Annotated in this window: 12 protein-coding genes; 2 read left to right on the forward strand and 10 right to left on the reverse strand. The window is 40.4% G+C overall.

The annotated features are described in order from the left end of the window. Positions 1-45: 45 nt before the first annotated feature. Positions 46-630 (forward strand): superoxide dismutase, encoded by a 585-nt coding sequence (locus J3U64_RS00825; protein WP_100140172.1) that lies wholly within the window; start codon positions 46-48, stop codon positions 628-630. 55 nt (positions 631-685) lie between these two features. Here J3U64_RS00825 and J3U64_RS00830 read toward each other — a convergent pair whose 3' ends face one another. The 10 genes from J3U64_RS00830 to radA form a co-directional block, all read right to left on the reverse strand. Beyond that, the gene (locus tag J3U64_RS00830; protein ID WP_267407981.1) at positions 686-1,498 is read right to left on the reverse strand and encodes a MetQ/NlpA family ABC transporter substrate-binding protein; all 813 of its coding nucleotides are present in this window, start codon (positions 1,496-1,498) and stop codon (positions 686-688) included. Between the two features lie 293 nt (positions 1,499-1,791). Continuing rightward, positions 1,792-2,460, reverse strand: a complete 669-nt coding sequence (locus J3U64_RS00835) for a methionine ABC transporter permease (protein WP_100152537.1) — start codon at positions 2,458-2,460, stop codon at positions 1,792-1,794. Beyond that, positions 2,457-3,470 (reverse strand): methionine ABC transporter ATP-binding protein, encoded by a 1,014-nt coding sequence (locus J3U64_RS00840; protein ID WP_100140169.1) that lies wholly within the window; start codon positions 3,468-3,470, stop codon positions 2,457-2,459. Before J3U64_RS00840 ends, J3U64_RS00835 begins: the two co-directional genes overlap by 4 nt. Before the next feature lie 179 nt (positions 3,471-3,649). Further along, positions 3,650-4,444 (reverse strand): ChbG/HpnK family deacetylase, encoded by a 795-nt coding sequence (locus tag J3U64_RS00845; RefSeq protein WP_267407982.1) that lies wholly within the window; start codon positions 4,442-4,444, stop codon positions 3,650-3,652. After that, positions 4,425-4,838, reverse strand: a complete 414-nt coding sequence (locus J3U64_RS00850; RefSeq protein WP_267407983.1) for a GtrA family protein — start codon at positions 4,836-4,838, stop codon at positions 4,425-4,427. The genes J3U64_RS00845 and J3U64_RS00850 overlap by 20 nt, the downstream gene beginning before the upstream one ends. Then, positions 4,835-5,797: a glycosyltransferase family 2 protein gene (locus J3U64_RS00855; RefSeq protein WP_267407984.1), complete on the reverse strand. Its 963-nt coding sequence runs from the start codon at positions 5,795-5,797 to the stop codon at positions 4,835-4,837. Before J3U64_RS00855 ends, J3U64_RS00850 begins: the two co-directional genes overlap by 4 nt. Before the next feature lie 92 nt (positions 5,798-5,889). After that, positions 5,890-7,365 (reverse strand): glycosyltransferase family 39 protein, encoded by a 1,476-nt coding sequence (locus J3U64_RS00860; RefSeq protein WP_267407985.1) that lies wholly within the window; start codon positions 7,363-7,365, stop codon positions 5,890-5,892. A gap of 176 nt (positions 7,366-7,541) precedes the next feature. Then, positions 7,542-8,192, reverse strand: coding sequence for a fumarylacetoacetate hydrolase family protein (locus J3U64_RS00865; RefSeq protein ID WP_267407986.1), 651 nt, complete (start codon positions 8,190-8,192; stop codon positions 7,542-7,544). 145 nt (positions 8,193-8,337) lie between these two features. Continuing rightward, positions 8,338-8,655 (reverse strand): putative quinol monooxygenase, encoded by a 318-nt coding sequence (locus J3U64_RS00870; RefSeq protein ID WP_100140163.1) that lies wholly within the window; start codon positions 8,653-8,655, stop codon positions 8,338-8,340. Between the two features lie 82 nt (positions 8,656-8,737). Continuing rightward, positions 8,738-10,111, reverse strand: coding sequence for a DNA repair protein RadA (radA, locus tag J3U64_RS00875; RefSeq protein ID WP_267407987.1), 1,374 nt, complete (start codon positions 10,109-10,111; stop codon positions 8,738-8,740). Between the two features lie 561 nt (positions 10,112-10,672). Between radA and putP the strand changes: the two genes are divergently transcribed. Beyond that, positions 10,673-12,160 carry a sodium/proline symporter PutP gene (gene putP / locus J3U64_RS00880; RefSeq protein WP_267407988.1) on the forward strand — a complete coding sequence of 496 codons (1,488 nt, stop codon included), beginning with the start codon at positions 10,673-10,675 and terminating at the stop codon, positions 12,158-12,160. The last annotated feature ends 26 nt before the right edge of the window (positions 12,161-12,186 follow it).

Genomic DNA, 12,186 nt, shown 5'->3' on the forward strand with positions numbered 1-12,186 from the left:
ACTGTACAACACAAACTAACCACTCTATCAGAAGGAATCGCAACCATGGAACATAAATTACCAGTTTTGCCTTATGCTTTAGATGCATTAGCACCTCATATTTCCAAAGAAACCATGGAATATCACTACGGCAAGCATCATCAGACTTATATCACTAATATGAATAATCAGATTAAGGGTACTGAGTTTGAAAATATGCCACTTGAAGAAATTGTTAAAAAATCTTCAGGCGGTTTATTCAATAATGCTGCACAATCATGGAATCACACATTTTACTGGTTTGGTTTTGCACCCAAAGGTGTGGCACTGACTGAAAATGGAGCATTGGCACAGGCTATCAATGCTAAATGGGGCAGTTTTGATGCATTTAAAGAAGCGTTTGATAAAGTAGCTGCCGGAACTTTCGGTTCTGGCTGGGCTTGGCTGGTAAAAACACCTGCAGGTGAACTGGATCTGGTATCAACCAGCAATGCGGCTACTCCATTGACAACTGATAATAAACCATTGCTGACATGTGATGTATGGGAACATGCCTATTACATTGATTATCGTAACAGCCGTCCTAATTACTTAAGCAATTTTTGGGAAATTGTTAACTGGAGCGAAGTTGAAAAACGCTTTGCAGCCTAATACAAAAATAAAAAAACTGCCTTAATTTAAGGCAGTTTTTTTATGGATTCCTGTTTCAGTTTTTTTCTTCAGGAATATACCAGTAATGCTTGGTGTTATGAGTTTGCATATAATGCTTGAAATCATTTGAATTATATGCAGCCTTTACTGCTTGAGCCCATGGTTTTTGCACATTATCTGACCTTACAGCAACTACCAGTTCAAATGCAGGGACAATGTCTTCCTGAAGCAATGCCAGATCAGGGTTAATTTTAGCTGCATAGGCTCTGCTTCCAGGAATAACTGAATAATCGAAATCAGACAAAGTGCGAGGAATATTTCCCGGATCCAGTTCAGTAATATTCAGCTTATAGGGATTCGATTTAATATCATTTTTGGAAATCATACCTGGATCAGATAAGGGGTTTAGAGTAATCCATCCTGCTTTGGCTAACAACCGGTATGCTCGTGCAGCATTTGCCGGATCATTAGGTACAGCAATTGCACTTCCATTTTTTATTGCTTGCAGATTGGTATGGCGTTTGGAATAGATTGCTGTAGGTACGGTGGGTATATGAGTTAATGCTACCAAATTGGCTTTTTTATTTTGGTTAAACGCATCCATATAGGCAGTATGTTGATCAACATTGATGTCAACACTACCTTGCTGCAAAGCAATGTCTGCCTGCATCAAATCTGAAAAATCAATTTGCTTAATTTGATAACCCTGTTTTTCCAGTATTGGCTTGATGGCATCAAGAAACAACTGGCTATAGGGTCCAGGCGATGTGCCGATAACAATCTGTTTAGTACTGCTCTGTTCTTGCTGGCATGCAACGAGTGCCAGACATGTCACAATTAATATCAAAAAATACTTTATCAGTTTCATACCATTTGTTCCGATTGTGGGTAATTTAAAATTTCATTTTATAAAATAATATCTTTTTATTTTTGAATGGAAATTAATAACATTAATTGATTCCGTGAAAAAAAATTTGTTTTACTCTGCAATTCCTATTTGCTCGCTGATGAATATATCGAGCATAGGTTTTACTCAGAATAAAATTAGTCTGTATATTCTCTTGAATAGCAGCAATGATAATAGAATAGTTATCTACTAACCAAAGAACGTAATTTTATAAGGTTATAATTAAAAAAGACGGCTTTAAGCCGTCTATAAGGTTAATTTTTTTTGGCTCTGGCCGCCAGCCAGTTACCCAAAGTCTGAATGATTTGTACGATTAATACCAACACGATAACAGTAACGATCATAATTACATAATCAAAGCGCTGATAACCGTAATTTACTGCCAAATCACCAATCCCCCCTCCTCCTACTGTTCCGGACATTGCTGTGGCATCAATTAAACCAATCAACGCTGTGGTTAGGGCAAGAAGTATTGATGGCATCGCCTCTGGTAATATAAAGTAGCGAATAATCTGAAAATTTGTGGCACCCATTGATTGAGCTGCTTCGATAATTCCTGCGGGCACACTTAGTAATGAATTTTCTATTAGACGAGCAATGTAGGGTGAAACAAATATTATCAACGGAATAATCATTGCTTTAGTGCCAATAGATGTATGAATAAATATACTGGCAACCGGCAAGACACATATCAACAAGATGATAAAAGGTAATGAACGGACAATATTTATAATGATATTTAGCAGGTTATACAAAATAGGTTTAGGCCACACGCCACCCTGACGTGTCAGCAACAGCAAAACGCCTAATGCAGTACCCAGTATTGAACCGAGTACAAAAGAAATGCTGACCATATTAAAAGTCTGCAATAAAGCTGTACCAAACTGGTCAGCTGTTAGTGAGGTATCCATCCAATGATTCATACACCACCTCTTTCAACCTTAACGCCTCTTTCCTGCAAAAACGCCACTGCTTTGTCTACATCTGTTTCTGTGCCATTCATCTGAATAAACATGCTACCAAGCACAACGCCTCCTATTTCACGCATATTGGCAAAAAGAATATTGATTTCTACGAGCTGCTTCAAAATTAGCTCATTAACAACAGGTTCTCTGGCTGAATCACCTAAAAATTCTAATCTAAATATATTGCCTTGTTCTGTCAGACTATCTAATACAGCTTCTGGTATTTCTGCATTGATAACGGTACTAACAAATTTTTTGGTCGTTTCTTGCTGAGGTGCTGAAAAAATATCCAGTACAGAACCTTGCTCGATAACTTGACCTTTCTCCATTACCGCTACTTTATTGCAGATAGAACTGATTACTTCCATTTCATGGGTTACCAGCAAAATTGTAATATTGCGCTCACTATTGATTTGTTTTAATAATTTTAAAATAGAAAGAGTTGTCTGCGGGTCTAGCGCTGAAGTAGCTTCATCGCATAAAAGTATAGAGGGTTCAGTAATTAAAGCTCGTGCAATGCCAACGCGCTGCTTTTGTCCACCGGACAATTGGCTGGGATAACTCGCTTTTTTGCCGGACAAATCAACATAAGAAAGCATGGCTTCTACTCGACGCTCAATTTCTTCCTTATTTATGCCCTGTAAAACTAATGGAATGGCAATATTCTGAGCAACAGTTTTGGATTCTAGCAAATTGAAATGCTGAAAAATCATGCCAATTTTTTTCTTGTGCGCACGTTGTGCCTTCACATCCAGCTTATTTAAATCAACACCATCTACTTTAACGATACCTGAAGTAGGTTTTTCCAGTTGATTAACCAGCCGGATTAAACTGCTTTTGCCTGCTCCACTCCAACCGATCAACCCGTAGATATCACCGGTATCTACAGTAAGATTGATATCATTTAAGGCATGTACTTGCTGTTTGTTTTTGATATAAGTTTTTTTTATATTTTCAAATATGATCATAACGACCCTTAATAACCCTGAGCGACTTCTTCCTGTTTATATATGTGTAATGCGATACAAATAGTGTACTTGATATATTATGAATGTGCAGAGGGATTCACCCAAGCCAAAGGCTAAAAAATGCAAGTATACTGTAAATAGTAGTGAAACTGGCTAGAATTGTGATATTAAAATAAAGTTTACTGAAGAGTTAGGCTTTGTAGCAATGTTTGCCAGTTTGCCTTTTGACATTGATGCTGCTGCCAGCACAAAGCAAATGCTTCGCTTTTCAGCCACAACCATTCAGTTTCACGCGCCGCTTTAATCTCGTCGGTCCAAAATTTGGATGGTATAGCCGGATGGCACATGATAAGCAAACCACTATCAGAAGCACTTGCCAACCATTCATTCCATTTAAACTCTAGTATCTGTCTATCAGCTTTAAAACTGTAAATACCAGCAAAAGCATGATTGTGCGGTATATGTACACTTTGTAAAGATTTATCCAATTGTGAGCCGCCGAGGGCATGAATTATCTTAGCTTTTATATCTCGTTGCGTGGTTTTTGTACTGCGAATAGCAATTGTATTGTCGTAACGTCGCAATAATGTATTAATTAATACGGAACGTATCTGCGGAAACTGATGGACATGTTGATGTCCGTCCACAAAAACTGGTTTCGCGCCGATTTTATCTTCAAATAAATCCAGCTGTTGATTAATTGCATCCTGTATTTTGTTTTGTTTCCATCCATGCAGATAGGATTTGAATAAAACTCGTTTTAGACCACCCGAAGCCGCGAAACCGGTTAAATCAAAGTGCAGGCCTATGTCGATGTGATGCCTTTTGAGCTCAGCCACCTCATCTGGTGCAATTGTCCCAAAACTCATAAAACTGCTAGCCTGAATACGTTGCATCTCCGCTAAGCGCAGAACGGCTTCATTAACAGCTGGAGACAGCCCCAAATCATCAACATTAATCATGACTGGTTTCATGGCTTATTTTCTCGCTAAAGGCCCAAAACTTACCCAGTAAAAAAGATAATACCATTACGATTGCGGTTACAATAAACCACAACCACCAGTAGGCCTGATTTCCAAACCAATTGATTCCGGCCATAAACAGAATCTGATTTAATGCAAATCCTGTCAAGGAACTGCAAAACCAGCGCCAGAGTGCCTGCAGCCAAGTATAGCCTGTTTGGCTGAATGTAAAATGATAGTGGCCGACAAAGCTAACCACGAATCCACATAAAAAGGCCATTGGATTAGCGATTACAGGCAACAGTTTTGCATACTGTACGAGCAGTACAAGACAGGAAAAGTGCGTTGCCGCAGCAGCTGAGCCTACAACAACAAACCACAAACCCTGTTTAGATAATGATTTCATTTTTGGTCGCGACTGTCCCACACTTTGTCCACCAGATAAAGCGGCCGTTGTTTCACTTCTTCATAAATACGGCCTATATACTCACCAATAACCCCCAGACAAACCAATTGAATGCCTGCGGAAAACATTATTCCCGCAGCCAGTGTAGGCCAGCCGGCAAGATCTTTTCCAAAAAACAGGGTATCACCAACGATGTATAGTCCGTATATGATAGCCAATAAAGAAAGAATCAGACCCATACGTGAAATCCAGCGCAAGGGTCGTTGTGAAAACGAAGTGATTCCAACAAGAGCCAGCTCAAACAGACTAAAATAATTAAATTTACTCTTTCCTGTCTTTCGCGGAGAAGCCTGAAATGGGATATATAGAGTGGAAAAACCTACCCATGCGTACAACCCTTTCATAAATCGCTGGCGCTCCGGTAGTTGCAATAAAGCTTGAACAACACGTTGCTTCATCAAACGAAAATCGCCCGCATTAGGGGTCAGCTCATAACGGTGCGTATCCTGCATGAAATGATAAAACCCATTTTTTAATGTCCGGATTAACAGGCTTTCGTGTTCTCGCGAGGTTTGTACAGCTGCCACTACATCCACATCTCTGGTATGCATTAAGGCCAGCATTTCCTTCAGCACAACTATTGGATGCTGTCCATCTGCATCCATCATCGTCACTAGCTCCCCCTGAGCTTGTGCCAATCCAGCAGTAAGTGCTGCTTCCTTACCAAAATTGCGCGAAAATTGTATTAGTCGCAAAGCTGTATTTTGAGGAAGCTGTTCTTTAAACTGCTTATAAGCAGCACTTAAATGGTCTTTACTACCATCATCAACAAGTATCACTTCACAAGCTTGCTCCTGCTGTCCAGTAAAAGAAAATAACTCTGGCAAAAAACGTTTTACCGCTGCTGCATCATTGTATATTGGTAAAATAATACTCAAACCAATTCTATTTTTTTCCATTTAATTTACCTCGCAGGCTAATACCAAAGCAAATAGCTTAAATTCTGAGTAAATAATAGCCAATTTTTAAGCTATAAAAAATATACCTGTTGTTATTGAAGACATTTTTTAGGTATATAAGCCTGCCAGATTACTTTCAGCGGTTCGCGCTCAGGTAATTTGGTCCATTTAATAAACCATTCTCCTTGTTTCATCACCACATCAGGCTGTTGATTTAGAGTTTGTAACCAGGGCAGGTTTGGCTGCTCATTAGCAGGCCATATTGCTAAAGTTCCATGCTGATGCAAGCGTTCAGCGTTCATCCATGGTGAATAGGCTGCTTCACCAGAAACCATCACCGAAGGTGAAAATTCAGAATAAGAAGCCACTAGTAAAACAATCCAGTCAGAACCCGTAACACTATCCAGTCTACATGAAGAAAACGTTTGCCACTGCATATCTGCTTGTGTAGCCAGAGCCTGCTGCGGCCAGTCCATGCGTGAAGGTTTATGACGTATGCGTGCACCAAATTCAACATAGATAGCCATCAATATAGTAACAAGCAATGCCCAGATAGCAATGCCTTTGAGCAAGGAGCATTTTTTAAGCGTAAACACCTGTTCAGGAATCAGCGCAACTATAATCAATCCGGAAAGACCCCACATCGGCATGCCCCACATGTCGCGTAAACCTAATCCAAAAATCAAACCAGCACCAACAAGTAACAGCGTTGGCATCAATCCCATCCATAATAGGAAACGCCAGTCTGACTGCTGAAGAATTTGTGCTGGTGTACGCAAGCTCAGGCGTGTCCGATTACAAAGCAAAATCAGCAATAGTGGAAGATGATTGATTATCTGTGTCCCCAGATAGCCCAATGCAGCCAAATGGCCATTGCGACTGGCATCTTCAGCAGAACGGGCAGAAGCATAAGTTAACGGTAGCCAATCATGCTGTATCAGCCAATATACATTCGGAGCAAATACCATCAAAGCCAGAAGCATTGCCAGCCAAGGTTTCGGTGAACACCACAAGCGGCGGTAAGAAGTGCACAAGGAATACAGCAGCATGGTAAAGATCAATACTGCCACTGTGTATTTCACCAGCATACCGGCACCGGCCATAAAACCAAATATTAACCAATAGCGCCAGTGATTTTTTCGTGTCGCAAGATAAAATGTATAAACCAGCCCCAACCAGACTGGCATTTGTGCGATATTATGATTAAATTCTAATGATGGCCAAGTATAATAAAACACAGCCAATAAAAACAAACTGCCTAAAAAAGCTCTGGCCGGACTCATCAGCTCACGTCCAAACAAATAGGCCAACCAAAGGCTTAAAGCTATAGTGCACTGGCTCAGGATATAGGGACCAATATGTCCAAAAAGATTATAAAAAGAATATAAAACCCAGCTTGAAAGAGGTGGATGCTTATAATATCCCCATTGCCATTCTCGACCCCAGTAAATACCTTCAGGTACGTCCAATGGATAGCTGGCGGAAAGTATAAATGGCAGTACTGCCCAAATAATAAAATAAAGTGCCAGCCACCAAGGCAATCTGACTGAAAACGGTTTGCTTGACATGGAAAGTTTTAGTTTTTGGAAACCTACTATTATAAGGGTATTGAAAAAAATAGGGGTAATTGGAAAACACAAATCCTGCGCCGAGCAATGATCAGATGCTGATTACTTAAAATCCGACAGAAAGCTTAAGCGCAACTGGATAACCAATTGCGCTTAAATATCTCCAGCTAGATCATCTACGCCACTTGAAATTCAACTGAAATTTTTTCCGGCCAGATTAATTCCAATTCATCTCCAGATTTAATGGCTGCAACACCTGACGGTGTACCTGTATAAATAATATCACCAGCCTGTAAGCCATATACACGTGATAAATAACTGATAATTTGGCAGCAAGTAAACATCATATCACCGCTGTTTCCACGCTGACGTATCTGCCCATTAACCTTTAAATAGAAATCCTGCTGCTGAATATCATTAATTTTATCGGCAGCAATGAAGGATGAAATACATGCAGCAGTGGGAAAACCTTTAGCTTTCTCCCAAGGCAAACCATTCTCCTTTAACTTACTCTGCACGTCACGTGCTGTTAAATCCAAACCAATTGCATATCCGCCCACAAAATCTAAAGCAGTATCTTCCCCAACATCTTTAACGTCTTCTTTAATGTAAATTACTAGTTCACATTCGTGATGCACATCCTGACTAAATGCAGGCAGTATGATATTTTCTCCAGCCTGTACCAGTGCAGAAGTGGGTTTCATAAATACCACGGGTTCTTCAGGTTTAGCATTATGCAATTCTTTTACATGTTCGGAATAATTGCGACCGATACAAAAAATATTACTTACAACAGCCTCTTGGCCCTCGATCTGAATGGTTTTCAATCTCGTGTCCCCATAAAATATCGTTCAGTCTGATAAAGCTATCGGTTGGATTCTTACAGCTTTACACATAAAAAAACCAGAATATTGAAAACTGATTCTGGCTTTATTATGAGCGATTACATAGTTAATTACCGCCTAAACCGACTTAAAAACTGGTAATTTCACTCAATTTTAACAACTGCATAGGTTCTTTTAAATAAGGTTCTACAGTTTTAATCAAATTTTGAAAATGAGCAGTTTGTCCATGCTCGTTAATGGCTGCTTCATCAGCCCAGCATTCTACAAATACAATGCGGTCTTTTTTATCAAGATCTTTATTAGCTGTATAAAATACATTGCCCCGTTCCTGACGTGACATTTTCACGCATTGCTCAACCGCTGCTGAAATGTTCGGCCATGCATCTGCTTTCAATTCCATTGTAGCTACAAGCTTGATGGGATTTGACATAATTTTTATCTCCATTTTTTAGAACTAATACCATTTAAAAATAGTATTTATCACTAACAAGACTATTCCTTTAATCGTATTCTGGCAAATATAATCATCAATTGCGCCGGCTGGCATCCACTCCTTCCTGTACCGAATTGACACCAATAATCGTTAACCCCGGAAAATCTGCTGCTCGTTTCGGACAATTGGCTACCGGCACAATGGCATGAGTAAACCCCAGTTTTTCTGCCTCTCGTAAACGCTCCTGGCCGCGAGGCACAGGGCGAATCTCTCCGGATAAGCCCACCTCGCCAAATACAATCAGCTTTTCCGGCAACGGACGGTTACGATGGCTTGATAACATAGCCAGTATTACAGCCAAATCGGCAGCCGGTTCGGTAATTTTTACACCACCAACCGCATTGAGAAACACATCCTGATCATAGCAAGCAATACCTGCATGACGATTAAGCACAGCCAGCAGCATTGCCAGCCGCTCCTGTGCTAGTCCCACCGTTAAACGTTTTGGCGCAAAACCATGCGCATCATCTACCAATGCCTGAATTTCCACCAGCAATGGGCGTGACCCTTCCTGAGTAACCAGCACACAGGAGCCGGGAACATCATCACGGTAGCTGGATAGAAACAAAGCAGATGGATTAGATACCCCTTTGAGCCCTTTTTCAGTCATAGCAAATACGCCTAACTCATTGGCAGCACCAAAACGATTCTTAATCGCACGGATCATGCGATAATTAGAGTGAGTTTCACCCTCAAAATACAAAACCGTATCCACCATATGTTCTAAAACACGTGGACCGGCTATTGCACCATCCTTAGTAACATGTCCTACCAGCAGCATACTGATACCCTGTTGCTTAGCTAATCTGGTTAGCTGAGCAGCACATTCGCGTACCTGCGAAACCGATCCAGGTGCAGAAGTAATGCTGTCGGAATACATAGTTTGAATTGAATCAATTACCACTACTTTGGGATTCAGACGTGCTATAGCAGCGCTTATAGCCTCAACACGGATTTCTGCCAGTAAGTGCACCCTATCCGCTTGGATACCAAGTCGTTGAGCTCGTAAAGCCACCTGTTGCGCAGATTCTTCACCGGAAACATACAGTACTGACTCTTCTTCAGCCATTAAAGCAATTGTTTGCAACAGTAAAGTAGATTTACCTATGCCGGGATCTCCACCCAGCAAAATAACAGCACCATCCACCAGACCTCCGCCAAGTACCCTATCAAGCTCATTCATACCGGTAGGCGTACGCTGGACTTCCACTGCGCTTACCTCTGCCAGTAACTGTACTGCAGACTGACCAGAGGCCCATGATTGAAAGCGGCTATTGCCACTAGCAGCAGGCAAAACCATCGTTTCTTCAAGCGTATTCCATTCACCACAGTGCGGACAACGACCTTGCCATTTTGGCGATTGACCACCGCAACTGCGACATTGAAACTGAGTTTTTTGTTTTGCCATTATTTCTTTCCGATAACCCGCTTAGAATAGAAAATCATTTTAAGAATTTAAATATTCCTGCTTTTGCCAATACCTAATGCGAAAAACTTAACCATTACAAGCCTTATTCATGCCTCATATAAATAGAATCTAATGATTTTTGATAAACAACAATATTTATATCTACATTGCCAGATTAAAAACTTTATCAGCGTATCTGAATAAATCGTCACTGCTGGCATAAAGTTGAAACTATCTAAAAATATCCGAATAGCTTTTCAATCTATATAATGAGAAATTGGGATGGCGGATATACAAAATAATTCTCAAGAATATATATATGTAAAGTATTATATACTTCTGGTATCGAACCTATGCAGGATAAATTGAAACTATCCGGATGCACATAATCAGTGTCCAATAAAACAATGGTTATTACATTGCCCTGATTTTACTATCTGTATCTTTTGCAGACATATAAACAATTCTGTAAATTGTTTCAAATAAACCTCCTGATTTTAGGCATATTACCTTTACCAAAACTGATATCATATTCCATATACATAAACAGGTTTTAAAAAAATGTCCTTACCAATGATTGTCACCTTTGCAGTGTACATAGTAGGAATGATAGCGATTGGATTTTTTGCATATCGTTCAACGCAAAATTTCGGCGATTATATCTTAGGGGGACGTCGAATTGGCAGTATTGTTACTGCACTCTCAGCCGGAGCTTCAGATATGAGCGGCTGGCTGCTAATGGGTCTGCCGGGAGCTGTATTTTTGTTTGGGATATCACAGAGCTGGATAGCCATTGGCCTGATTATCGGAGCGTATTTAAACTGGTTACTGATTGCTGGTCGTCTCCGAGTATTTACTGAAATTAATTATAATTCTCTGACACTGCCAGATTATTTTGCACGCCGTTTTGATGACAATAGCTCTTTACTACGTATTATCTCAGCGCTGATTATTCTTATCTTCTTCACCATTTACTGTGCTTCAGGGGTAGTTGCCGGTGCCAAACTATTTGAAAGTACCTTTGGAATGAGTTACGGCTGGGCTATGCTGGCAGGAGCAGGTGCGACAATCATATATACTTTTGTCGGTGGTTTTTTAGCTGTAAGTTGGACAGATACTATTCAAGCCAGTTTAATGATGTTCGCTTTGGTTTTAACACCTATTATGGTAATAATAAATGCCGGCGGTCTTTCGGATTCAATTGCCTATATTCACTCCTTAAATCACGACTACACTAATTTATTTGCCCATATGGATTCGGTTGCAATTGTTTCTTTGCTAGGCTGGGGTCTGGGCTACTTCGGGCAGCCGCATATTCTTGCCCGCTTCATGGCTGCTGACTCACATAAAGTGATGAAAAATGCTCGTCGCATCAGTATGACATGGATGGTTTTATGTCTGGCTGGGGCGGTTACCGTTGGCTTTTTCGGCATAGCCTTTTTTGCCCGGCATCCTGAACTTAATTATCTAGTTAGCCACGGTAAACATGAACGTATTTTCATCGAACTGTCAAAATTGCTTTTTAATCAATGGATAGCTGGCATCATCCTAGCCGCCATACTCGCTGCAGTAATGAGTACCCTGAGTTGCCAATTACTAGTTTGTTCCAGCGCCCTCACTGAGGATTTCTATCGCTCTTACTTTAGACCTAAAGCAAAGCAAAGAGAGCTAGTATGGGTAGGACGAAGCATGGTGTTATTGGTTTCAGTCATTGCCATCTTATTAGCAATTAATCCGGATAACAGCGTGCTGGATTTGGTCAGCCACGCATGGGCCGGCTTTGGAGCAGCTTTCGGACCAATCATAATTTTTTCAGTATTCTGGTCACGAATGACACGTAATGGCGCTTTGGCCGGTATGATTACAGGGGCGATAACCGTACTTTTGTGGATCAATTTCAAGTGGTTTAATATTTATTCGCTTATCCCGGGCTTTCTGCTTGCTTCAATAGCAATTGTGCTATTCAGCCTGTTTGATAAAAAACCAAATCAATTGATACAAAATCATTTTAAACAAGCACATGATCGTTATCATAACAATACGGATTAAATTACAATCTCGCATATAAATATTTC

Origin of the sequence: Snodgrassella sp. B3800, assembly GCF_026535865.1 — a bacterium.
In the GTDB taxonomy this organism is placed as follows: domain Bacteria; phylum Pseudomonadota; class Gammaproteobacteria; order Burkholderiales; family Neisseriaceae; genus Snodgrassella; species Snodgrassella alvi_E.